This window comes from Nocardia sp. CNS-044, from assembly GCF_059570515.1.
In genome coordinates this window covers 193,659-217,612 of record NZ_JCANSX010000011.1, presented here as the reverse complement: position 1 = coordinate 217,612, position 23,954 = coordinate 193,659, and the positions used below count along the sequence as shown (strand labels likewise).

The following is a 23,954-nucleotide window of genomic DNA, read 5'->3' as shown; positions in this document are numbered from 1 at the left end:
CTGGCGAACGACCGCCGCACCTCGCACAATCTCAGGCGGCGAAGTCGCGACCAGGCCCGCAGAAGTCCGGCCGCGACGGCTCAGGCGAACGGCCACCGCGTCAGGCGGTCCTCGGCGCGCGACTCATAGGGCCGCGCGCCGAGCAGGCGCGCCCGGTGCCGCGCGGCGATCACCTCCTCGCGCGCGCCGGGAAGTCCGAGGATGCCGCGGGCGGTACCGCGGTAGAGCCCGGACGGCCCGAGACACACCAGCCCCGGCCATTGCACGATCAATGTCTCGCCCCACCCCTGGGTGAACGGTTCGAGTTCGGCGGTGAGCTCGACCACCCGGTCGCGCTGCTCCGGCGCGCGCTGACCGACCGTGAGCAGCGCTTCGATCAGCAGCGGCACCCGTACCACCAGGCGCGGGCCGTGCAGCCGCCCGGGCAGGGCGATGATCGACTCGATCGTCGACAGCGCGCGCTCGTGATCATCGACCTCCGCCGATGCCATCGCGACCACGAGCGCGAAGTCCTCGTCGAAGTCCTGAGCCATCCGGTCCACTTCGGCGAGTACCTCGCCGAGCCGTCCGCGATGCCACAGCTCGATCGAATTGCTGGTCAGCGCAGAGACTTCGGCGAGCAGCCGAGCGTGATCGTCGACCGCGCCGAGAGCGTCGGCGAAGCGAGTCATGAGCGCCTGCGACTCCCGGTAGTCGCCACGCAGCACGGCGAGCATCACTTGCCACCACAGCTGGGTGGCCGCGAGGTCGATGTCGTCGGCGGAAGCGAGCCGGGCGAATTCGGCAGACAGCCGACGGACCAGCCGCATATCGCCCGTCTCGAGGGCACACACGCGGCGCAGGTGGACCGCCGTCGCCCGCGCCGTGCGGTCGTGGCCCGCGAGTTCCTCCAGTTCCTCGGCGATCTTGCGTCGGTCGGCGACGGTTGCCGGCCCCCACGTGCACAGGAACTCGGCCAGCAGTACCTGCGGCCACGATCGGCTTCCTGCCGCGCTGCGCGCCCGTGCCTCGGCCAGCGCGTCGAAATCTCCTGGCAGACCGTGGATCGCGCGGTCCGCGGCCTCGATCGCCTCCGCCGCGGCGACCAGCTCGGCGTCGAGATCGAGACGATGCGCCAGTGCCTGCGCCCGCAGCGCCGACGAACCAGCGTGCACCACACCGTATCCGGAGAAGTATCCGGCTACACCACGCGGTGCGGCGAGCAATGCGGTCCGCGCCAGGCCGGACCAATCTCGGCGTTCGGCGCAGCGCCGACCGGCCCGGTCGAAAGACACGGCGGCCGCGTCGTAGTGGCCGAGACGGTGATGCGCCTGCCCCGCAAGCTGATCCAGCTCGATCAGCAGCTCCGCGTCACCGGGGTCGGCGTGCCGGAGCCCGCGCGCGGCGAGTTCGGCGCACTCGGTGAGCGCGTCCCGCCGCAGCGCGTCTCGCGCCGCGACCGAACAAGCGTGCGCGGCAGCAGGATCCAGCGAATCGAGGGCGGCGGCACTGCGATGCCGTGCCTGCGCCGTGAGCGCACCGGGTCGCAGATCGGCCAGCGCGTCCGCGATTCGCTTGTGCAGCAGCGCCGTCCGCACTTCACCGATGGTGGCGAGCACGGCATCGCGCACGAGGTCGTGTTCGAAGGCGATAGTGCCGTCCTCGAGCGAGACGACCCGTGCGGCGACGAGCTCACCGATCCGATCGTCGAACCGTGGCTCGCCGTCGGCGGCCGCGACCAGTCCGATCGACGCGCGCGTACCGATCACGGCCAGCACCTCGGCTAGCGCTCGCGCCGGGGGCGAGACTGCGGACAGCTTCGCCGTCGTGATCTCAGGGGCCGAGCCGCTGACGTCCAACGGGCGGCCCGCGCGAACGAGATCGCACAGTTGCGCCGCGACGAACGGACTACCGGCGCTCGAGTCGATGATCTGATCGCGCACCTCCGGACCGACCGAACCGAGATCGTTGCGAACCAACTCGTCCACGGCCGCGGCGGACAGCGGAGGCAGGTCCACCACGACGTGAGTGCCCGCGGACTGGAGCGAGTTCACCTCCGCCGGGAGCGGCTCGGGGCGAACCGTCAGAAGCAGCAGCACGGGGTGGGCGCGCAGCACCCGCATGGCCGCCGCGATCATCCGAACCGAATCGGGATCGGCCCACTGCACGTCGTCGATGACCGCGACCAGATGTCCGGTCTCCCGCGCCACCTCGGCGAACAGCGCGGCGAGCGCGCGCGGTGTGGGGACATCGGGCACGGCGCGTCCGGCCAGCGCGGCCTGATCCAGCCACGGCATCAGCGTCGCCAACGCCGAGGCGCCCGTCCCGCTGATCCCCGCGGTGAAGAAGGCCACCTCGCCGTGGCGCCGTATGGCGTCCTCGACGACGGCCGTCTTGCCGATGCCGGGTGCGCCGCGCACCGTCACGACGGTCAGTCCCTGCCGGGACCGGTTCCACGCACGATTCAAGACAGCGGCGACGTCCGCACGTCCCACGAGGACCGACCGTTCCGCCGGGGCCGCCGCGGGCTTGGCCGGAGTGCGGATCTCGTTCTCGACCCGGACGGTGTCGGGCGCGGGATCGAGCCCGAGATCCTCCCGCAGCGAGCGGCGCAGTCGAACGAGAACGTCGAGGGCGTCGGAGACCCGTCCGCAGTCGCGCAGCGCCAGCGCCAGCAGCCGTGCCGTTCCTTCCCGCTGTGGATGCCGCTCGCATTCGTCGGTGAGCAGGGTGACCGCGTGCCGGGCGCGTCCGAGCACGATCAAACCCTCGGCGCACATCTCGACGAGTTCCGATCGCAGCTCGACCAGACGCGCCCGTTCCGGAGCGAGTTCGGCGACATCGTCGACATCGCAGAGCGCCTCACCGCGCCACAGGCGCAAGGCGCGTTCGAGCAGATCGACGGTTCGTCCGACGTCACCGTCGGCGTGCGCCGCGCGTGCTTCCCTGGACAGCACGTCGAGCAGGTCGAGGTCGGTGCCGGATCCACCGCACCGCAGCACGTAGCCGTTCGGACTGGTCTCGATCCGGAATTCCGGAAGTGGCCGCAACGTCCGGCGCAACCGTGAGACGTAGCCCTGCAGCGTGACCAGTGCGCTCTCCGGCGGGCTGCCCCGCCACAGCAATTCGCACAGGTACGGCGCGCTCCGGGCGGTGCGTTCGGCCGCGAGAATCACCAAGAGCTCGGCGTGTTTGCGTGCCGGGATGGTGAGGCGGGCGCCGTCCGGGCCGCGCACTTCCAGCGGCCCGAGCACCGAGATGGCCGGGCGGTCGTCCTCGGACCCGCCGCGCACCAGCGTCACACCAGCGCCCTGGTCGACCCTTGGCCCATGACACACACGCAAGCACTCCTACCAACCCACACCACCGGCGAAACTCGGGCCATCGGCCCCTCTCGCGAGACTGTACTGCGGATGTGCGGCGCCGCACTGGCCTTCGCGGGCCCCCTGTGCATCGCGGGCGGCACACTGCATCCGATCGTGGCGGGCAAGAGCCATTCGGTCGAGGCGCTCACCAGCCCCGGCGCGCCGCTCGCGCAGATCCTGCTCGGCATCGGAACCGTTCTGCTGATCCTCGGCCTGCCCGGGATGTACGCGTGGATGCGACCGAGACTCGGCACGGCCGGATTCGTCGGCCTGATCTGCTACCTGCTCGCCAACGTCGTCACCGCGGCCGGTCACCTCACCGTCGAGTTGTTCGTCGCCTACCCGTTCGCGGCTGATTCCGGCACCGCGCACCTGATCGCGGGCAACGACAACATGATCGACACCACGGCGTTCGAATTGTTCAACATCATCGGCGCTGTCGTCCTGCTCGCCGGGCTGGGCCTGATGGGCGGGAGCATGTTGCGCAACAGCACGGTGCCCCGCTGGATCGCGATACTCACCCTGGTCGCCGGGCTCGGCTTCTTCCTGCCGGTTCCGCCCACCCAAGGCCTCACCGGATTCCTCTACGAGGCGCCGCGCGGCATCGTCGTCGCCGCGATCGGTGTGCTGATGTTGCGGTGGCCGGGCGGATTGCGGCGGTGGGCGGAGGACTCGGATCGCTAGCGGAAGCCCATTGTCACGGGCGGGCGGGTTTGAACGCGAACCCGACTTTCACGAGTCCGTGGTCACCGGTGCCGCTCTCGCGGTGGTTCTCGAAATTCAAATGGTCGTTGTTGATGGTGAGCCCGTCGAACAGCCACACGCGTTTGCGGCTGTTGTCGTAGAACTGTTCGCTGACGAGCACATGATCGAGCGATTCGCGAATGTCTTGGTGCACGTGGGTGTAGTAGACGTCGCGGGTATCGCGGTACTCCTGCAACGTCTGGGCGGTGTAGAGGCCGTTGTCCACGCCGCCCAGCGAGTCCCCGACCAGGTAGCGGGGCTGCTCGGTCAGGATGTTGGCGGTGTTGCTGTGCTGGCCGTCGTTGATGTCGCCGAGCACGACGACCGGCGTCGCGGTGCCCTTCATCGCGGTGGTGAGCAGGACGCGCAGCGCCACCGCCTCGGCGGTGCGGCGAATTGTCGACAGCCCCGCACCCAGCGCCAGCTGATGCGGCTTGAAGGTGTCCGGATCATCCTGGAACCACTGCTCGCCCGCCAAACTGGTCGGCAGCTTGGATTTGAGGTGGACGACGAACACCTCGGTCGGCTGACCGTCCCGCAGTTCGACGCTGAAGTGCAGTACCGGTCGGGAGAACCGGTCGATGGTGACCCGGATCTGCGGTGCTTGCGGGTCGTTTCGATCGTCGGTGGATTCCAGGCGGACCGCCTCGGAGAAGTCCGCGATCCACTGCGGATCGCCGTGCAGAAGGCCTTTGCGGACCAGCGCCGCGCAGATGATCCGGGAGCCGTCCGCGGGATCGGCGAGCACATCGTAGGTCGCCTCCAATCCCCCGGCGGCGACCACCTTCTCCAACGCGGTCTTGCTCCACACCTCCTGTAGACCCACGATGTCGACGTCCAGCGTGGTGAGCTGACCCGCGATCCAATCCGCCTTCCGCGTGAATTCCACTTCCGTCCAGGGACGTTGACCCGGATTCATCGGTTGTCCGGGGTCCTGGAGGTTGAACATGTTGAACGTGGCGACGCTGAAACGATTCAGGTTCATCGCGCACTCCCTCGAAATCGATCGGTCGAGTTACCGCGCGGCCGAATGGTGCGTTGACTCATCCGATCATGCCGCCCACGCAGGGCCTTGCCCTGCGTAGTCGACTACTCGATCGAGGCCTTCTCGACCGGTAGTCCGGCCAACGCCCATTCCAGCATTCCCTCGTCGAGGCGTTTGACCTCCCGACCGGACTGCTGCGCGATGCGGATCGCGTCGGGCGCCATGACGCAGTACGCACCGCGGCAGTAGGCGACGATGTCCCGGTCGGCGGGCAGCTCGGCGAGTCGGGCGGCGAGTTCGGCGAGCGGAATGTTGATGGCGCCCGGGATGTGCCCGGCGTCGTATTCCTCGTGGGGGCGGACGTCGACGAGGATGATCTCCCCGGCGTCGCGGCGGCGGATGAGTTCGTCGCGGGTGATCGCGTCTTCGGGAGAGCCGAGCGCGGCGGCGGCCGCGAGGGCGACGTCGGCGAGGTGCGCTTCGGCGACGCTCTGCACTAGCGCGAACAAGCGAGCGACGTCGGTTCCGGCAAGCCGGTAGTGCTGGCGGGTTCCGTCGCGTCGCGCCTCGACCAGACCGCTGGATTTGAGCGTTTGCAGGTTCGCCGAGGCGGTGGTCAGGTTCATGCCGGTCGCGGTGGCGATCGCCTCGACCGTGCGCTCGCCCTGGGCGAGCAGATCGAGGATCTGCAGTCTGCGACCGTTGCCCAGCGCCTTGCCGACGCGGGCGACCTGGTCGAACAGAGCGGCCTTGGGACCGGACGACTCGCTCACGCTTGCTTCTCCAATACTCTTTGGAATAGCTTATTCCACAGTTCCTTGGAACAACATCGAACATGGCGATTGTATTCGCCACCGCTTGCCCGCCCGCTCGACAGCGGCTCACCAGGAAGACCTTCTCGTGGCCACCGGCACCACCAGCCTCACCTCCGACACCCCGCTCCCCGACACCGCACGAGCGCAGCGCCGCATCCTGATCGTCCTGGTCTCCGCGCAGATCCTCAGCGGCGCGGGACTGGCCGCCGGAATCACCGTCGGCGCGTTGCTGGCCCAGGACATGCTCGACTCCACCAGCCTGGCCGGACTGCCCAGCGCCCTGTTCACCGCAGGTTCCGCGCTCGCCGCCGTCGCCGTCGGACGTCTTTCCCAGGCCCGCGGGCGCCGTCCCGGTCTGGCCGCCGGGTACCTCACCGGCGCGATCGGCAGCCTCGGCGTCATCGCCGCCGCCGTGCTGAACAACCTGGCGCTGCTGTTCATCGCGCTGTTCGTCTACGGCGCGGGCACCGCAACCAACCTGCAAGCCCGGTACGCCGGAGCCGATCTGGCCACCGCTTCGCACCGGGGTCGCGCCGTGTCCACCGTGCTGGTCGCGACCACTCTCGGCGGTGTCATCGGCCCGAATCTCGCCGCCCCGACCGGCGGATTGGCCCAGAGCTTGGGCATCCCCTACCTGGCCGGGCCGTTCCTGCTCGCCGCGGCGGCCTACGCCTTGGCCGCGCTCGTGCTCGCGGTGTCGCTGCGGCCGGACCCGCTACTGCTGGCACGGGAACTGGGCACGACGGATGCGGCGACCACACAGACGGCGCCTGTCGACGATTCCGGCAAGGGCATCGCCGCGGGCGGCTTGGTCATGGCGCTGACGCAGCTGGTCATGGTGGCGATCATGACCATGACTCCGGTCCACATGCACGCCCACGGCCACAGCACCGCCGCCGCCGGGCTGGTGATCGCCATCCACGTCGGCGCCATGTACCTGCCCTCGCCGCTGTCCGGCTGGCTCGTCGACCGCTACGGTCGCCTACCTGTCGCCGCCGCGTCGGGGGTGACACTGCTCGCCGCGGGACTCCTCGCGGCCGCCGCACCCGGCGACTCCATGGTGTTGCTCGCGCTCGCGCTGACGCTGCTGGGGTTGGGCTGGAATCTCGGGCTCGTGGCGGGCACGGCCATCATCACCGACACGGTGCCGCTGGCCACCCGCGCCAAAACCCAAGGCGCGGTGGATGTCTCGATCGCCGTCGCTGGAGCGACCGGCGGCATGGGGTCCGGGCTGATGGTCGCGGCGACCAGCTATCCGGCCCTGGCTCTCGCCGGTGGCGTGCTCGCGCTGGCGGTCGTGCCGATCGCGGCGTTCACCGGGTTCAGCCGGTCGGCATCGAGATAGCCATTCGGGTGGCGCGCCTGTCCCTTCGACGACCTCGCGCGACGTAGCTTGGGCTCATGGACGAGCAGCCGAGTGGCGCCGAGTCGCCGCCGCGGGCATCGCGGCGATCGACAAGTTCCTCGACGACACCAGCGTCGACGAGATCGCGGAACGCGCACGGCAAGACCTGGGATCGGATCATCCCCGCTGAGTCAACGCGCCGCTCCCGTCGCTGAGACCTGATTCGAGCCATTCGAAAGATCAAGTCCGGCAACCCGTTTGTCGCGATCTGTGGGATCGCGCCAGGGCGAACGAAACTGGTCGCGGTGACAAAGATCTCCCCCTCGCCGTCGAGCGCCTCGGCGGGTGATGACCGCTGCTATCGTCGGAAGCGTTCATGGCGCCGGGTGAGGGACCGCGCGCTTCATTCGCGCGCGAGGACGAACCCTCTTGAAGTATGTACCCCGCCTGGTCCTGTTCCTGGCTGTTCCGGCCCTGCTGATCTCGCTGCCGTGGTGGACGTTGGTGGCGGCGCCGACCCAGGGAACCGGCTCGCTGTTCTGGCTCGGCTCGGCGCTGGCCGCCCTGACGTTCTGCTGCCTGCCCGCGGCGATGTATCTCGGCCACGGACACGGGCAGTCGGATGCCGCCTCGATCGTCGGCGACACGCTGCTCGGCGTGATGTGGGTGGTGTTCAGCTGGTCGGTCTTCGGCAACCTCGCACGCCTCGGGCTCGCCGTGGCCGGTGTCGACGATCCGGCCCGTTCCCGGATCGTCGCCGCGGGCGTGTTCGCCGCCTCCGCCGCGCTCGTGGTGTGGGGCGTGGTCGAAGCACGGCGGGTGCCGCGGGTTCGCACCGTGGAGGTATCCATCCCCGGACTCGGTCCGGCGCTGGACGGCCTGCGCCTAGTGGTCGTCACCGACACCCACTTCGCCGCGCTCGACCGATTGCGCTGGTCGGAGCGCGTTGTCGAGGTGGTCAACGCGCAACGTCCCGATATCGCTTGCCACGCGGGTGATCTCGCGGACGGCTCGGTGGCGAAGCGGCACGCGCAGGTCGATCCGCTCGGCAAGGTCGAGGCCGAGCTCGGCCGGTTCTACATCACCGGCAACCACGAGTACTTCGGCGACGCGCCAGGCTGGATCGACCACATGAGTTCGCTCGGCTGGCAACCGCTGCGCAATCAGCACGTGACGGTGCGCCGCGGCGACGATCAGCTGGTGATCGCCGGTATCGATGACCCGACGGGCGTGGGCTTGACCGGTCACGGCCCGGACCTGCCGACCGCGCTCGCCGGTGCCGACCCCGACACGCCGGTCGTGCTGCTCGCCCACCAACCCAGGCAGATCATCGACGCCGTGGCCGCGGGTGTCGCACTCCAGATCTCCGGCCACACCCACGGCGGCCAGATCTGGCCCTTCCACTATCTCGTCCGGCTCGAGCAGCCCGTTGTCGCGGGACTGAGCCGCCACGGCGACACCCAGCTCTACACCAGCCGGGGAACCGGCTTCTGGGGGCCGCAACTGCGGGTCTTCGCACCGAGCGAGATCACCGTGCTGGTCCTGCGTCCGCAGTAGCGGAACGCGGCCGCGGCGTGCGGGCAGCGTGTTCGTCCACGCAGTCGTTGCTCGGCTTCCGCCTCCCCCGCTGATGTGCCCCGGCTGTTCCTACGACCCGGCATCGGTGGCAGCCAGAAACGCACCCGTCTCGCCACTGGCCTTCCGGTGTGGTGGACCGCTGGCGTACGATTAACGATGCAATTTCGATGCAGCACACCGGCGTGTTGTGTGCGGGCAACGGGGTACTCGACGCACGAGCGGTGCACTCCCGGAGACGCGAGGTGCGGACATGCGATGCGTGATATTCGGGGCGACCGGATATATCGGCGGCCGTCTGGTTCCCGAGCTTCTTCGCGCCGGTCATACCGTCCGGGTAGTCGCGCGCAACCCCGGGAAGCTCGCCGACGCACCGTGGCGCGATCGGGTCGAGATCCTGCGCGGCGATGTCCTCGATGACGAGGACGTTCGCCGCTGCGTCGCCGATCAGCAGGTGCTCTACTATCTGGTCCACTCGCTCGACCGAGCGGATTTCGGCGAGATCGACCGCGCGGCCGCCACTCGGGTCGCGGCCGCCGCCGCGGCGGCGCGGGTCGGTCGCATCATCTACCTCGGCGGCATCACCCCCACGGGGCAAACCCTTTCGCGCCACCTCGCATCACGCGCCGAAGTCGGCAGGATCTTCCTGGCCTCTCCCGTCCCCACGCTGGTTCTGCGGGCCGGTGTAGTCATCGGGTCCGGCTCGGCGAGCTTCGAGATCCTTCGCTACCTCACCGAGCGGCTACCCGTCATGGTCACGCCGCGGTGGGTGCGGAGCAAGGTTCAACCGATCGCTGTCCGCGACGTCCTCTACTACCTGGTGCGGGGTGCGGACCTGACGCCGGACCGGACCGGCGCCTTCGACATCGGAGGCCCGGACATCGTCACCTACGAAGAAATGATGCGAACGTACGCCGAGGTCGCGCAGCTGCCTCGCCGGATCGTCATCCCGGTACCACTGCTGACGCCCTGGTTGTCCAGCCAGTGGGTCAACTTGGTGACACCGGTACCGCGCGCGATCGCCGTTCCCCTGATGGAATCGCTGATCAACGACGTCGCCTGCGCCGACCACTCGATAGCGCACCTCATCCCGGACCCGCCAGCGGGGCCGATACCGTTCCGCGAGGCGATCTCGTTGGCACTCACCAGAATTCGAGACCTCGACGTCCCGACCCGGTGGTCGGATGCCAGTCCCCCGCGGACGCCGTCGGATCCACTGCCGACGGACCCCGATTGGTCGGGCGGCTCCCTGTACCGCGACGTCCGCGAACTATCGACTTCCGCGGATCCCGAGGTCCTGTGGTCGGTGATCGAGTCGGTCGGCGGGGAACACGGGTGGTACTCGTTTCCCCTGGCGTGGGCGCTTCGCGGATGGCTGGATCGAATCGCGGGCGGTGCCGGTCTCCGTCGCGGGCGCCGGGATCCACACAAACTCCACCAGGGTGAGGCTCTGGATTGGTGGCGCGTCGAAACACTGGAACGCCCTCGGCTGCTTCGACTGCGGGCCGAGATGCTTCTTCCCGGACAGGCATGGCTCGAACTGTCCGTCACGCCGACAGCCGAAGGCGGCGCGCGCTACCGGCAGTGCGCGGTGTTCGAACCACGGGGACTGGCCGGGCATGCGTACTGGCACTCGATAGCGCCCTTCCATGCCGTCGTGTTCGGCGGTATGGCTCGCAACATCACGGCGAAAGCCGAAGCGGCGTAACGCCTATGGTCGGTCGCGAGGACCGGCTATCCGATCGACCGCGTCGGCCAGCGTGGTCACCGGAGTGGCCCGAGCCGCAAGGACGACCGAGTCCCAGCCCGGTCCGCCGACGAACACTCGGGCGCCTGCCGCCGCGCATGCCCGCACCGCCGATGTGAGCGCCGTGGATTCGTGCTGCGACCAGAGCACCACGTCGGGGCAGGAATCGGTGCGCGCGAGGGCATCGGCGAGAGCGGCGGTGGGCACATCGGCGCCGAGCATCCAGGCGCGCACGCCGCGCTCGGCAAGCGCTGCGCGCAAGGTCTCCAGCGGGAGTACATGCGTCTCACCGCCTGTACACGCGAGTACCGCGGCGTGCGCCTTCGTTGGCGTGGTGGGCGGGACATAGCTGTGCAGGGCCGCGGTGGTCGACCACGACAGCAGGTGCTCGACGTCGATGCACGCCTCGCCCGCGAGCTGCCGTGCGACGATCGCCGCGAAGACGGGGCGGCACAGCATGTTCCAGGTGTCGACAACACCGTAGGCGAGTAGATGCGCGTTGAGCAGCGCCGACAAGGCTTCGGCATCGAGCGCGAACGCGGCGGTCGACAGCGGCTCCCAATCCCCGCGGACGGCCGTGGTCCGCCGCCGCTCGGTCACCACGGCCGCCGCGCCGGCCGGGCTCACACCCGCGCGGATCAGCGCGAGCATCCGTTGCAGTGCCGCGATATCGGATTCGCCGTAGCGGCGGTGTTTTCCGGGCTCGTGACGGCTGGGGCCGATGTCGTAGCGGCGATTCCAGCTGCGCAGCGTCGCGGTCGGGATGCCCAGGCGATCGGCTACCGCGCGCACCGAGTAACCGAGCACCTCGGAAGCGGGGTCCGCGGGCCCGAGCTCGCGCCGTCCGTCCTGTATTCGGGCTCGGGACCGCGGGCGGCGACCGGTCGGGCGCGCTGCCGCCGGGTCGGATCCAGGTGTCGCACCGTTGGGAGTCACGAACCCACTCTTCTCACTGGCAGGAATCGTCTCCTCCAGTATGCATCGTTAGTGCATCGTTTAGTGGTATCGTTGGCCTGAACGAAAGCGAAAGACGCGAGGGGAACGAATCGACGGCACTCGCGGCGACCAGCCGCCCCGACACAAGTGGTGAAGGACATGAACAACACGAAAGCCGTACTGGCGACGATCCTGCTGACTTTCTCGGTCGCGTCCGCCGCGGCCTGTACGAATGACGACACGGACTCCGCGTCGACCGCAGAGCAGACCACCGCACCGACGCAAACGGCGGCGACAGCACCGGGCACAACGACGCCGAGCGGCGATCCGGCCGCCGGACTGGTCGGGCCGGGTTGTGCGGCGTACGCCGAGCAAGTCCCGACGGGACCCGGTTCCGTCGCGAGCATGGCACAAGAACCGGCTGCCGTCGCGGCGTCGAACAGTCCATTGCTGACTACATTGACCGCCGCCGTCTCCGGGCAGCTGAACCCGCAGGTCAACCTCGTCGATACCCTCAATTCCGGCGATTTCACGCTCTTCGCCCCCGTCGACGACGCGTTCGCCGCGGTGGATCCGGCGACGATAGAATCGTTGAAGACCGATGCTCAGGCGCTCACGACCGTGCTGACCTACCATGCGGTGCCCGGTCGGCTCGCCGCGGACCAGGTCGCGGGAACCCATAAGACGGTGCAGGGCTCCGAGGTCACCGTGACACGATCCGGCGACGACATCCAGGTCGCCGACGCCGAGGTGCTCTGCGGCGGGGTCCAGACCGCGAACGCGACGGTGTACCTGATCGATGCGGTACTGATGCCACCGACGAGCTGACCCACCAAGCACCGCGCAGAAAGAACCCACCAGGCGCGCCGGGCACACGCGATCGAGCGAGAGGCGAACCGATGACCAAGCGCAGGTTCCGTAAAGGCGAGAAGGTCGAATGGGATAGCCACGGCAGCGTCGCCAAGGGCACGGTGGAGGAGAAGATCACCTCCGACACCGAGGCAGCAGGACGCACGGTCCGGGCGTCCGCACAGGATCCGCAGTACCGGGTGCGCAGCGAGAAGTCCGACCGCGACGCGGTACACAAACCCGACGCCCTACGTCCCCGCGACGACTGAACGAAAGAGTCGATTCGTTATGACGAGAGACGACGACAAGGCTCGCGAGGAGTTCGATGCGACCGTCAACATGACGGCGAAAGAACTCGGCCGATGGCTCGACACCGACGAGTCGAAGTCGGTGGGGCAAAAATCCGAGGGCGGCGGTGAGTCCACCGGACACGCCAGCGGCCGAAGGATCATCGAGATCTTGAACAAGAAGAAGGCGGATCTGACCGACGACGACTACGCGCACATGCGCAAGGTCGTCGGTTATGCGCACCGCCATCTCGCGCAACGCCCCTCCGGCGACGCGCAGGACAGCAAGTGGCGCTACTCGTTGATGAACTGGGGGCACGACCCCACGAAGCGATGACCGATCCTGCCACCATGCAACCGGGGTCGAATCCGGTTGCCGCAGTGGCCGGTTCGCGGTCAACAGAGGTCGAGGTTGAACGCGTCCGCAGAAAGCCGGAAAGTTGTTGCCCCGCAGCGCTTCCAGGAAAGCGTCGTTACGGCACGACTTCGATGATGTCGCCGGGCGAGAGGTAGTCGAAGAATTCGCGCGCACCGTCGGGTGTCATGCGGATGCACCCGTGCGACTCCTCTTCGATCGGCCCGATGTGCGTGGCGATGTCACCGTCGAAGAAGACCGCGTACTTCATCCAGACGTGGTGCATGGTGCTCCAGTGATCCTCCCGCTTGAAGTCGACGTCGAAGACACCCACCCGGGTGCGGAAGCCCGCCCTGCCGTGCGAAATCGGCGTGGGGCCGTAGGTAACCCGCCCGTTGTCCATCAGCCACGCCTCGTTCGTGGACAGGCGCATACACCCGCGCGCCGCCTCGGCGGTACACGGCGCCACCACCGGTGCGGGCGGCACCAGCGGCGGCAGGACCAGCGGGGGCACGCCCGGGATGTCCGGTCCACCGGGCCACAACGGTTCACCCATCGCCGGGGCCGCGACGGCGAGGCCGGTGACCGCCGCGCCGATCAGCAACGCGATCCGCGCCACCGGGCGGAATCGACTCTGGCACTTCATGAATCAGACCTGCCTTTCCCTCACCCGGGTAGTTGGACGTGCCGCTCGCGGGGCGAGGGGACGCGCATGGGCGACACGAGAGTCCGAGCTGACCTGAAAGTGTTTTTGATCATTCTGAAGTGGCTTTGGACCCCAACGTGGCAAATCGGGCACGACCGGTAGGCAACCGAGTCGATCTCGATAGCGTCGCGTGATTGCCATTTTCAGAATTTTGTGATTGGCCTGTCCGCCGGGCGATACGGCGTGGCGCGCCGAAATACAGCAATCCGACAGCTACGCTGACGGGCTAGCTATCCGACAGCTACAGTGACGGATCAGCGGCACGGGCTCGGTTGCGGTCGAGCTTGTGCGGTGCGTGCACAACCGAGTGGTTCCGGACGGAGACAGGAGCTCCATGCGAACACGGAAGTGCGGATACGCCCTCGTCACCCTCGCCATGATCGCGACCGTGGCGCTCGCGCCGGGGACGGCCCCCTCGGCGCACGCGACCGTCGCGCCGTTCGGCGACGAGTTCCTCTGGGGAGTCGCGTCATCCGGCTTCCAGTCCGAGGGGCACGCGCCCGACAGCAACTGGACCCGCTACATCGACTCGGGCGAGGCCGGGGACGAGTACCTGAATTCGGTCGACTTCCTCGAGCGCCATCCCGCCGACATAGATCTGGCCGCTCGGCTCGGTGTCCAGGTGTACCGGATCGGGATCGAGTGGGCCCGCCTCCAGCCGGAACCGGGAATCTGGGACGCGGCGGCCTTTCGGTTCTACGACGAGGTGATCGACCGTATCGTCGCGGCCGGGATGCGGCCGATGCTGACTCTCGACCACTGGGTGTATCCGGGCTGGGTGAGTGATCGCGGCGGCTGGCGCAATCCGGGCATCGTCGACGACTGGCTGACCACTATGCGAAAGGTGGTGGACCGCTATGCCTCTCGCAACCCGCTGTGGGTCACCTTCAACGAGCCCGCCGCGTATGTCGGCACCGAGCTGCGGATCGGCGCCATCACCGTCGATGAGGCGCCCGTGATGCTGGACCGAATGGCCCAGGCCCACAACACGATCTACGACATCATCCACCACGCCGTGCCCGACGCACAGGTCACAAGCAACCTCGGCTACGTGGCGGGCGCCGAGACCGAGGTCAACCAGCCGATGGTCGACCGCATCGCGGACAAGCTCGACTTCATCGGCGTCGACTACTATTTCGCCGTGCTGCCGGAGTCCGGCCAGTCGGTGCAGGGTGGTTCGAACCAGGGTCCGGCCATCTGGGAATTGCCGATTCGCACCGAGGGCATCTACTACGCGCTGCGGCACTATTCGCGCCTGTTCCCGGACCGTCCGCTGTACGTCGTGGAGAACGGCATGCCCACCGAGAACGGTGGCCCGCGCGCCGACGGTTACACCCGCTCCGAACACCTCCGCGACACCGTCTACTGGCTGCAGCGCGCCAAGGCCGACGGCATCGACCTGATCGGCTACAACTACTGGAGCCTCACCGACAACTACGAATGGGGTTCCTACACACCCCGTTTCGGCCTCTACACCGTCGACGTCCGCACCGATCCCACGCTCACCCGCCGACCGACCGACGCCGTCGACACCTACCGCACGATCATCCGATCCGGCGGCGTCCCGACCGGCTACCGGCCGACTCGTCCCCCGGCCGAATGCGAACTGGTGGACCCGCCGGAAAGCTGCGATCAAACGGTCGGCCTAACCGACTAGACCGCCCGTGCGCACACGAACACGTGATCGCACCAGGCGCACCGGTCAGTCGAAAGGCGACTTGTCGACCGCGCAACCGGTGCCGTCCGGTGGAAGTTCGCCGGTGAACAGGTATTCCCGCTTGGTTCGCTCGGCGCAGGTGCTCGGCACGTACATACTGCTGTGGCCCGCGCCTTCGATGACCACCACCCGGGCGTCGGCCAGCTGGGCGGCGCCGGCGAAGGCGCCGGCCAACGGGGTGGCCGGGTCGAATCTGCTGTTGAGCACCAGGATCGGCGCGGCGGTGCGGCGGTTCCACGGTCCGGTGTACCGGTCGGCGTCGTGACCTCGCCAGAACGCGCAGGTCGTATTGCCGAACACTGGGATCCGCCCGAAATGCGGCACCCGCAGATCTTCCGCTATCGCCGCACGACTGTAGACCTCGGCGTCGGTCGGCACGACGCTGTCGGCGCACTGGATCGCGTGGTACGCCTCGGTGCGGTTGCCCAGGTAGGACTCGCCGCGCGCGACCGGCAGCAATCCGCGGACGGTGGTGCCCGCGTCGAACAACCTCTGCAGCAGCGCCGCGAGGTCCGGGAACGTGGACGGCTGCGCAAGACTCGCCGCCGTATCGAGGACCGACGCGTACGTCCACGTCTGGTCGTCGAGCCTGATGGGCGCCAGGCGAGCCCGCTCGGCGAGTACCGTCCACTTGACCCTCGGATCGCCGGAGGAGAACGCGCACCGCGGCCCGGCCGCCGAACACTGTCGCAGGAACGCGTCGAAGGTGGCGGCGATCGCGTCGGCCACGCCCTGCCGAGTGTCCAGCGGAACCGTCGTGCCTTGCCCGTTGTGCCCGTTGACGTTGCCCTCGAAGTCCATCGATCCGTCGAAGGCCATCGCCCGCACCCGGCTGGGATACATGTTCGCGTAGATCGCGCCGAGCTGGGTGCCGTAGGAGATGCCGTGGTAGGTCAGCTTCGGATCGCCGACGGCGCGGCGCAACAGTTCCAGATCCCGCGCGGTATTGGCGGTCGAGGCGTGGTTCAGTATCGGACCGGCGTGCCGCCCGCAGCGGTCGGCGAACTCCTTGGACCAGTCGTAGAACGGGGCCTCTTCGCCTGGCGTCGTTGGCATTTGGGGGCTGGCGCCGAGAAACGCCGTTTGTTCGTCCACCGTCGGGAAACAGCGCGCCGCCGCACTGCGGGCCACCGCTCGGCTGTCCCAGGAGACCACATCGAACCGCGAGCGCAGCTCATCGGAGAACAGCCACGGCCACCGCGCCCGTTCCCGTAGGCGATCCACCCCGGACGGGCCGGGACCCCCGAAGTTGACGAACAGGGTGCCGATGCGCCGACTCGGATCGGCGGCGGGCAGTTTGATCACCGCCAACTCGATCTGATCCTGGTGCGGCTGGTTGTAGTCCAGCGGCACCTTCGCCGACGCGCACTGGAAGCCGTCCTGGCAGTCGGACCACCGCAGCGCCGGGGTTTCCGCCGCCTCGGACAGGCGATCGATGTAGGAGTCGGCGACGTCCTCCGCGGACGCCGACACGGGCACACCGAGTACTCCTACCCCGACCGCGAGTGCCAGCACGGCACGCCGGATCCGATGAGATCTGTTGGGTCCCAAGCGTAGATCCAAGCGAAAGCCTCCTGCGCACAGCTCGACGAACCGGGCGATCTTGTCATACGCGCGGCGGGGCTGCCACAAACCGAGAGCAGGGGCACAACGGATTCGACGAATTTCGACCCGAGAGGTGTCGATGCACGCCGATTCCGGGGTCGGCGGCTAGGGTCTAGTCGGCCCGCGAACGTGGCGGCGTTCCGCGGCCGTCGGGGAAGCGGTCCGTCCTTCGCACGATCGAGTCGGGGGACGGACCTCCCGCGGACAAATGCTTGACTCGTTCCAGAAAACGGACAAGACTTTCGTCCGTGCACACTGCCGAGGAATTCCAGCAGATGCTGCAGGGAGCTTCGCTCCGCGTGACCGCTCCGCGAGTCGCGGTGCTCGGCGCGGTGCACGATCACCCGCACGCCGACACGGATTCGATCATCCGTGCCGTGCGTTCGCGCCTGTCGGCGGTGTCGCACCAGGCGGTGTACGACTCGCTGCGCACGCTCACCGCCGCGGGCCTGATCCGATGCATCCAACCGTCCGGCTCCGTGGCGCGTTACGAGTCGCGGGTCGGCGACAACCACCACCACGTCGTGTGCCGGGCGTGCGGGTCGATCGCCGATGTCGACTGCGCGATCGGCCATGCCCCTTGTCTGACCGCATCCGAGGACCACGGCTTCGCCATCGACGAGGCCGAGGTCATCTACTGGGGTCTGTGTCCCGACTGCGCCGCATCTCAACGTCCCTGATCGCAGCCCGCACCTCATTCAGGAAGGAATGTCGTGACATCAGATAGTCGTCCACCCGCTCCGGACACCGGTACTCGAAGCACGAGCGAGACCGAGAACCCGGCGATCCCCTCCCCCACGCAGAAGACCGAACATCGCCCCCGCTCCAACAAAGACTGGTGGCCGGAGCAGATCGATGTCTCGGTGCTGCACGCCCACTCTTCCAAGTCCAACCCGCTCGGCGAGGACTTCGACTACGCGGAAGAGTTCAAGAAACTCGACGTCGAGGCCCTCAAGGCCGATGTCGCGGCGGTCCTCACCGATTCGCAGGACTGGTGGCCCGCCGACTACGGCAACTACGGCGGCCTGTTCATCCGGATGAGCTGGCACGCGGCGGGCACCTACCGCATCGCCGACGGACGCGGCGGCGGCGGTCAGGGCGCCCAGCGTTTCGCGCCGCTCAACAGCTGGCCGGACAACGCCAACCTGGACAAGGCTCGCCGACTGCTGTGGCCGGTGAAGCAGAAGTACGGCAACAAGATCTCGTGGGCCGACCTGCTGGTGTTCGCGGGCAACGTGGCGCTCGAGTCGATGGGTTTCCAGACCTTCGGCTTCGGCTTCGGCCGACCCGACATCTGGGAGCCCGAAGAGGTTTTCTGGGGCCCGGAGGACACCTGGCTCGGCGACGAGCGCTACAGCGGCGATCGTGAGCTGGCGAGTCCGTTCGGCGCGGTCCAGATGGGCCTGATCTACGTGAACCCGGAAGGGCCCAACGGCAGGCCCGATCCGGTGGCCGCCGCGCGCGACATCCGCGAGACGTTCGGCCGCATGGCGATGAACGACGAGGAGACCGCCGCGTTGATCGTCGGCGGCCACAGCTTCGGCAAGACCCACGGCGCGGGTGACGCCGGGCTGGTCGGCGCCGAACCCGAAGCCGCCCCGCTCGAGCAGCAGGGCCTGGGCTGGAAGAGCGCCCACGGCACCGGCAAGGGCAAGGACGCCATCACCAGCGGCTTGGAGGTCGTCTGGACCGCCACCCCGACCAAGTGGGGCAACGGCTTCCTGCAGAACCTGTACGGCTACGAGTGGGAGCTCACCAAGAGTCCGGCCGGTGCTTGGCAGTGGAAGCCGAAGGACGGTGCGGGCGAGGGCGCGATCCCGGATCCGTTCGGTGGCCCCGCGCGGACCCCGACCATGCTGACCACCGACCTGTCCCTGCGGGAAGACCCGATCTACCGCGAGATCACCAGTCGCTGGTTGGAGCACCCGGAGGAACTCGCCGAGGCGTTCGCCAAGGCGTGGTACAAGCTGCTGCACCGCGACATGGGACCGATCAGCCGCTACCTCGGTCCGTGGGTCGCCGAACCGCAGCTGTGGCAGGACCCGGTGCCCGCCGTCGACCACGAGCTGATCGATGAGCAGGACATCGCGGCCCTCAAGAGCGAGGTTCTCGAGTCCGGCCTGTCGGTCGCGCAGCTGGTCAAGACCGCGTGGGCGTCGGCGGCGAGCTTCCGCAGCACCGACAAGCGCGGCGGCGCCAACGGCGCCCGGATTCGGCTGGAGCCCCAGAAGAACTGGGAGATCAACGAACCGGCCGAGCTGGCCAAGGTGCTGCCCGTGCTCGAGCAGATCCAGCAGCGCTTCAACAGCTCGGCGTCCGGCGGCAAGAAGGTCTCGCTGGCCGACCTGATCATCCTCGCCGGGTCCGCGGCGGTGGAGAAGGCCGCCAAGGACGCGGGCCACGACGTCACGGTGCCGTTCACACCGGGACGCACCGACGCGTCGCAGGAGAACACCGACGTGGAGTCGTTCGCGGTGCTCGAACCGCGGGCCGACGGCTTCCGCAACTACGTGCGAATCGGCGAGAAGGCTCCGCTGGAGCGCTTGCTGGTCGACCGGGCGTACATGCTCGATCTGACGGCGCCCGAGCTGACCGTCCTGATCGGCGGCCTGCGCGCCCTCGGCGCCAACTACGGTGGCACCGAGCACGGCGTCTTCACCGACCGGCCGGGCACGTTGACGAACGACTTCTTCGTCAACCTCCTCGACCAGGGCACGGAGTGGAAGGCGTCCGAGTCGGCGGAGAACGTGTACGAGGGCTCCGACCGGCGCTCCGGTGAATCCAAGTGGACGGCGACCGCCAATGATCTGATCTTCGGGTCGCATTCGGTGCTGCGTGCGATCGCCGAGGTGTACGCGCAGCAGGACTCCCAGGCGAAGTTCGTGAACGACTTCGTCGCGGCGTGGGTCAAGGTGGTCGACAACGATCGCTTCGACCTCCGCTGAGTTGTAGTAATGAATCCCAGGCCCACCCTTCGGGGTCGGCCTGGGATTCCTTTGTTCGAACCGAAGGAAGTCTCTTGTCCGCACCTTTGGCCCCGTCACGATTCGGTCGCGCACTCGGTGCGCTCGGCGCTCTCGCCGTGGTCCTCGCGACCGCGTTCGTCGTCGCTCCGCGCGCGCTGGCGGGCGATTTCGCCGACGAGCGCGATCTCCGCGCCGCTTTCCGCGCGGCGTTCGTCGAGTACTGGCGTTCCGGCGACCCGGATTTCTCCCCGGCCTTGGAAAGCGTTGTGGATTACTGGTTTCGGTACCACGTGGCCAAGGGAGTGATCGCCGCGCTCTTGCTGATCGTGCTCGTCGCGCTCGGCGCTCTGCTGTGGCGGGCATTTCTTCGAGGCCGCGGTCTCGGCGCGGGCAGGAATGCCGCCTTCGCGTCGGCCGGGGTGGTCGTCACAGCGCTCGCGGTGTTCTCGCTGCTGGCGGTGATGGCCAATGTCCAAGGTGCGGTGGCGCCCTATGCCTCGCTGCTGCCGATGCTGACGGGCGGCGACACCGACAGTGAGCACGCCGAGACACGCGCTCGAGTCAGGCAGCAACTCGCCGAGTCGGTGAGCGGGAATGGCGAAACTTCCCCTGCGCTGGCGGTGATGATCAGCGACTTCTCGCTCTATCACGTGGCGATGGCCGTGATCGCCACGGTCGTGGCGATCGTTCTGCTCGGCCTGAGTGTGGTGGCGTGGAAGCGATTCCCGAGATCGGCCGACACGCGAGCGAGGCGCGTACTGGGATCGTTCGGTGTTCTCGCCGCGCTGTCGTCGCTGGCCTCGATCGTTGTCGTCGTCGCGAACACGACCACCGTGGCGGATCCGGGACCGGCGCTCTTGGCGTTGTTCGACGGCGGATGGTGAATGCCGACGCGGCCGTCATGAGCCGGGCGCGCCGCCTCCTCTAGAAGTGGCCTCGTAACGGTTCTCACGTGCGTCGACCGAGGGTCGAACGCCCACACACGAGTTTGGGAACTATCGTTCTTGACTAGTTGTTCCCAAACTCGGTAGGGTGATGACATGGCGCGACCGAGAACATTCGATGAGGTAGCTGTTGTCGAGTCGGCAGCGGAACTGTTCGCCCGGCGGGGGTTCGACGCCGTGTCGATCGACGACCTCGTCGGCCACCTCGGCGTGCACCGCCACAGCCTGTATCGCACCTTCGGCAGCAAGCGCGGGTTGTATCTGCGGGCGTTGCGAGCGGCACGCAAGCAGAGCCTGGTCGCGATCGCAGCCGCCGATGATCCTCTGCGAATCCTCTGCGCCGCAGTGGTTTCCGAGGGGATCGGCAGCCTGGATCTACTACTGATGGCGGCCATCGAGCAGGGTGCCGCGGATCCGGAAGTCGCCGCCGAGGTGACGGGCGCGTTCACGGAACTCGACGCGGTCACCGCGGCGTTGGGCGACGGAGCGTTGTCGACCGCGACACTGCTGGGACTTCGGTTGCGCGCCCGCGCCGGTGACGACGTGGCCCGCATCGCGGACGAGTTCACCGGACGAACACAGACCGATCGATAGATACGAACGAAGGAGAACGAGATGGCCGAGGTCAGCATCGACGGCAGGGATCTGGTGGTCCGCATGGAAGGCCTGGACAAGCTGTGGGCGTTGAAGAGTCGCCTGGTGATCCCGCTGGCGAACGTCCGCGGCGCGACCGTCGACCCCGGAATCATCAAGGAGCGCAAAGGTATTCGCGCGCCTGGGACGCACTTCCCCCGGGTGATCACGGCGGGGACCTTCCACATCGACGGGGAACGCGTGTTCTGGGACGTTCGCGATCCCGACAAGGCCGTGGTCATCGAACTGGCCGACGAGCGGTACGCACGGCTGGTGGTCCAGGTCGACAACCCCGCCGATGTGGTCGGGCTGATCGAAAAGGCCTGTGCTCGTTGAGTTTTCCTAGCAGCTGACGCCCGGCGGGCATGCCCGCACCCTCGCCGAGATGGCCTCCGAGCGGTTGTGACACGTGCGGAGACGACCGCCTCGGCGAGGGAGCGCCCGCTGCCCGGAACCGGCAGCGAACTACGCGGATGCCTGCATATCGGCCACGATCTTCGCGACCCGGTCGCTGGCCTGCGTCGCCCAGTGCGGGTGGGTGGTGACGTAGAGACGATCGGCCTCGACCGCCGTCAGGATGATCTCCGCGGCCCGCGCGGCGGGCATGGCCTCGCTCGCCAGCTGGGTGATCGCGCCGAATCCAGGGGCGAGCCGCCCCCATTGCTCCGAGGTGAGCGTGCCCAACCATCCTTCGGTGGGCTGCGCGGGGACGCCGCCATCGCCGAGCAAGGAGCCGATGCCGTCGGTGAGACCGCGCAGCATCTGCGTGTCGACCGGCCCCGGGCACACCACCGTGGCGCCGACCCCGGGCGCGAGTACGGCCAGCTCGCCGTGTAGCGCCTCGGTCAGCGAGACGACCGCGTGCTTGCTCGCGGTGTAGGGGCCGTTGAGCAGACCGACCGTGACGCCCGCCAGGGACGAGGTGTTGACGACATGACCGCGCCCCGCCGCGATGAAATGCGGGACGAAGGCACGCATCCCGTTGACGACGCCCTGCACATTGACCGCCCAGACCCGCTGCCAGTCGTCAGGCGCGACTTCCCAGATCGGTCCGCCCACACCCATTCCGGCATTGTTGAACACCAGGTCGACTCGGCCGAAGTGCTCCACAGTGGCATCGGCCAGTCGCTGAACTTGTTCCGGATCAGCGACATCCGTCGGCACCGCGAGGGTCTCGGCGCCGAGCTCGTCGGCGGCCTTCGCGACGGCCTCGCCATCGATGTCGGCGAGCACCACTCGAATCCCGCGGTCGCACAGCGCCTGCGCCACGGCCCGACCGATGCCATTGGCGGCGCCGGTCACCACCGCTACCTGTCCTGGTTCCAGTTTCATTGGCTCCCTTTCGGTTCGAATATTCCGGACTTCTCGACGTCAGTCGGTCGCGCGTGCGGGCTGCGGAGCGGTCGCCCGATCGAACAACGTAACGAGTTGCGCCGCATAGAAATCGACATCACTGACCTGCCCCTCGGCATAGCGGATCGCGATGGTCTCGATGGCCGCGCGCAGCGTCACCGCCATCACATGGGCATCGAAATCGCCGAATTCGCCTGCTGATCGGCCCGCGCGGAGACCTGCTTCCAGCGGCGGCAGCGGCGAGTCGGCGCCCGCGTCGTCGAGGAACGGCTCGCCGATCGCCGCCCGGGCATTGCTGTTGAGCTCGATCAGCGCGCGCAGGACGGTCGTTCGGTCTCGCATGAACTCCATGTTCGCGGTGATGTAGGCCGCCAGCTGCGCCCGATGACCGGACGCGGCCAGAATGCGCGGCTGAATGTATTCCACCGCAGCGTCTTTCGCCGCCACCACGACGGCGCGCATCAGGTCTTCCTTACCGCTGAAGTGATAGGAGATCAGCCTCGTACTGCTCAGACCGGCGTGTTTCGCGATCTTCGCGAACGACGTCTGCGCGTAGCCGAACTCGGCTAGCACCTCCATCGTCGCGGCCACGATCTGCCTGCGCCGCTCCGCGGCCGCCGGAGACAGAGGTTCGGAGCCGTCCGTTACTCGCACAAGTAAGAAATTACTCGACCAAGTAACACCACGCAAGGCGATGGCCGGTTTCAAGGCGCCGTGCCAAATCCACCAGCGCCTTCGGGCCTGCCACCGACATGCCGTCGTCGTCCAGCGGCCGGTGTACGAAACGGGTTGCCGGGTATCGGCGGAGTATGACGAAGTTCCAGGAGAACGAGATTTTCAAGCCGGGCCAGAAGGCCCCGGCCAGCGGGATCTACGAGTGCTGCGGTCCGACTTCGTGTGGGCACCGGTTCAGCACCGACGTCGCCGGACACCGGCTACCCCCGCTGCCCGCCGACTGCAAAGGCGGCGGCTGGCGACTGCAGCAACCCACCCCGCACATCCACGCCACCGACAGCTGAGCTCGATCCCCGCCTCGGCGCCCCGAAGC

22 protein-coding genes are annotated in these 23,954 nt (G+C 68.1%); 14 read left to right on the top strand and 8 right to left on the bottom strand.

Annotated features, from left to right (window positions below; translation table 11 throughout):
• Positions 1-80 precede the first annotated feature (80 nt).
• Complete coding sequence (locus T333_RS29245; RefSeq protein ID WP_496426502.1) at positions 81-3,281, bottom strand: ATP-binding protein; 3,201 nt, start codon at positions 3,279-3,281, stop codon at positions 81-83.
• Between the two features lie 111 nt (positions 3,282-3,392).
• Between T333_RS29245 and T333_RS29240 the strand changes: the two genes are divergently transcribed.
• Entirely contained in the window at positions 3,393-4,028 is a 636-nt protein-coding gene (locus T333_RS29240; RefSeq protein ID WP_496426501.1) for a hypothetical protein, read from the top strand.
• Positions 4,029-4,041: 13 nt separating this feature from the next.
• Here the strand turns inward: T333_RS29240 and T333_RS29235 are convergent, their stop codons facing one another.
• Both T333_RS29235 and T333_RS29230 read right to left on the bottom strand, forming a co-directional pair.
• On the bottom strand, positions 4,042-5,073 hold the full coding sequence (locus tag T333_RS29235) for an endonuclease/exonuclease/phosphatase family protein (protein WP_496426500.1): 1,032 nt from the start codon (positions 5,071-5,073) through the stop codon (positions 4,042-4,044).
• 104 nt (positions 5,074-5,177) lie between these two features.
• Positions 5,178-5,846: an ArsR/SmtB family transcription factor gene (locus T333_RS29230; protein ID WP_357255077.1), complete on the bottom strand. Its 669-nt coding sequence runs from the start codon at positions 5,844-5,846 to the stop codon at positions 5,178-5,180.
• A gap of 127 nt (positions 5,847-5,973) precedes the next feature.
• Here T333_RS29230 and T333_RS29225 point away from each other — a divergent pair, with 127 nt between their 5' ends.
• From T333_RS29225 to T333_RS29215, 3 genes are all read left to right on the top strand, one after another.
• On the top strand, positions 5,974-7,233 hold the full coding sequence (locus tag T333_RS29225; protein WP_496426499.1) for an MFS transporter: 1,260 nt from the start codon (positions 5,974-5,976) through the stop codon (positions 7,231-7,233).
• A 429-nt stretch (positions 7,234-7,662) separates the two neighbouring features.
• Positions 7,663-8,790, top strand: coding sequence for a metallophosphoesterase (locus T333_RS29220; protein WP_496426498.1), 1,128 nt, complete (start codon positions 7,663-7,665; stop codon positions 8,788-8,790).
• A gap of 271 nt (positions 8,791-9,061) precedes the next feature.
• Positions 9,062-10,516, top strand: a complete 1,455-nt coding sequence (locus T333_RS29215) for an SDR family oxidoreductase (protein WP_496426497.1) — start codon at positions 9,062-9,064, stop codon at positions 10,514-10,516.
• Between the two features lie 3 nt (positions 10,517-10,519).
• Here T333_RS29215 and T333_RS29210 read toward each other — a convergent pair whose 3' ends face one another.
• On the bottom strand, positions 10,520-11,491 hold the full coding sequence (locus T333_RS29210; protein WP_496426496.1) for a MerR family transcriptional regulator: 972 nt from the start codon (positions 11,489-11,491) through the stop codon (positions 10,520-10,522).
• A 159-nt stretch (positions 11,492-11,650) separates the two neighbouring features.
• Here T333_RS29210 and T333_RS29205 point away from each other — a divergent pair, with 159 nt between their 5' ends.
• The 3 genes from T333_RS29205 to T333_RS29195 all read left to right on the top strand — a co-directional run bounded on the left by T333_RS29205 (position 11,651) and on the right by T333_RS29195 (position 12,964).
• A complete protein-coding gene (locus tag T333_RS29205; RefSeq protein WP_355001197.1) occupies positions 11,651-12,319 on the top strand; it encodes a fasciclin domain-containing protein in 669 nt (222 codons plus the stop codon).
• Positions 12,320-12,390: 71 nt separating this feature from the next.
• The gene (locus T333_RS29200; protein ID WP_355001196.1) at positions 12,391-12,609 is read left to right on the top strand and encodes a hypervirulence associated TUDOR domain-containing protein; all 219 of its coding nucleotides are present in this window, start codon (positions 12,391-12,393) and stop codon (positions 12,607-12,609) included.
• A gap of 19 nt (positions 12,610-12,628) precedes the next feature.
• Complete coding sequence (locus T333_RS29195; protein ID WP_355001195.1) at positions 12,629-12,964, top strand: DUF3140 domain-containing protein; 336 nt, start codon at positions 12,629-12,631, stop codon at positions 12,962-12,964.
• 136 nt (positions 12,965-13,100) lie between these two features.
• On the opposite strand, the gene T333_RS29190 is transcribed toward T333_RS29195, so the two are convergent.
• A complete protein-coding gene (locus tag T333_RS29190) occupies positions 13,101-13,628 on the bottom strand; it encodes a L,D-transpeptidase (protein ID WP_355001194.1) in 528 nt (175 codons plus the stop codon).
• A 394-nt stretch (positions 13,629-14,022) separates the two neighbouring features.
• On the opposite strand from T333_RS29190, the gene T333_RS29185 reads away from it, so the two are divergent.
• Positions 14,023-15,345 (top strand): family 1 glycosylhydrolase, encoded by a 1,323-nt coding sequence (locus tag T333_RS29185; protein ID WP_357255065.1) that lies wholly within the window; start codon positions 14,023-14,025, stop codon positions 15,343-15,345.
• A gap of 45 nt (positions 15,346-15,390) precedes the next feature.
• Here the strand turns inward: T333_RS29185 and T333_RS29180 are convergent, their stop codons facing one another.
• Positions 15,391-16,884 (bottom strand): alpha/beta hydrolase, encoded by a 1,494-nt coding sequence (locus T333_RS29180; protein WP_496426495.1) that lies wholly within the window; start codon positions 16,882-16,884, stop codon positions 15,391-15,393.
• 401 nt (positions 16,885-17,285) lie between these two features.
• Between T333_RS29180 and T333_RS29175 the strand changes: the two genes are divergently transcribed.
• From T333_RS29175 to T333_RS29155, 5 genes are all read left to right on the top strand, one after another.
• Positions 17,286-17,690 carry a Fur family transcriptional regulator gene (locus T333_RS29175; RefSeq protein WP_174554798.1) on the top strand — a complete coding sequence of 135 codons (405 nt, stop codon included), beginning with the start codon at positions 17,286-17,288 and terminating at the stop codon, positions 17,688-17,690.
• Between the two features lie 33 nt (positions 17,691-17,723).
• A complete protein-coding gene (gene katG / locus T333_RS29170) occupies positions 17,724-19,955 on the top strand; it encodes a catalase/peroxidase HPI (protein WP_357255062.1) in 2,232 nt (743 codons plus the stop codon).
• 74 nt (positions 19,956-20,029) lie between these two features.
• Positions 20,030-20,860 carry a hypothetical protein gene (locus tag T333_RS29165; RefSeq protein ID WP_496426494.1) on the top strand — a complete coding sequence of 277 codons (831 nt, stop codon included), beginning with the start codon at positions 20,030-20,032 and terminating at the stop codon, positions 20,858-20,860.
• Positions 20,861-21,016: 156 nt separating this feature from the next.
• Positions 21,017-21,514, top strand: coding sequence for a TetR/AcrR family transcriptional regulator (locus T333_RS29160; protein ID WP_496426493.1), 498 nt, complete (start codon positions 21,017-21,019; stop codon positions 21,512-21,514).
• 21 nt (positions 21,515-21,535) lie between these two features.
• Positions 21,536-21,889, top strand: coding sequence for a hypothetical protein (locus T333_RS29155; RefSeq protein WP_355001188.1), 354 nt, complete (start codon positions 21,536-21,538; stop codon positions 21,887-21,889).
• A 129-nt stretch (positions 21,890-22,018) separates the two neighbouring features.
• Here the strand turns inward: T333_RS29155 and T333_RS29150 are convergent, their stop codons facing one another.
• Together T333_RS29150 and T333_RS29145 are read right to left on the bottom strand one after the other, a co-directional pair.
• Complete coding sequence (locus T333_RS29150; protein ID WP_496426492.1) at positions 22,019-22,885, bottom strand: SDR family oxidoreductase; 867 nt, start codon at positions 22,883-22,885, stop codon at positions 22,019-22,021.
• A gap of 39 nt (positions 22,886-22,924) precedes the next feature.
• Positions 22,925-23,497 carry a TetR/AcrR family transcriptional regulator gene (locus tag T333_RS29145; protein ID WP_496426491.1) on the bottom strand — a complete coding sequence of 191 codons (573 nt, stop codon included), beginning with the start codon at positions 23,495-23,497 and terminating at the stop codon, positions 22,925-22,927.
• A 218-nt stretch (positions 23,498-23,715) separates the two neighbouring features.
• On the opposite strand from T333_RS29145, the gene T333_RS29140 reads away from it, so the two are divergent.
• On the top strand, positions 23,716-23,925 hold the full coding sequence (locus tag T333_RS29140) for a hypothetical protein (protein WP_355001185.1): 210 nt from the start codon (positions 23,716-23,718) through the stop codon (positions 23,923-23,925).
• Positions 23,926-23,954: the final 29 nt, after the last annotated feature.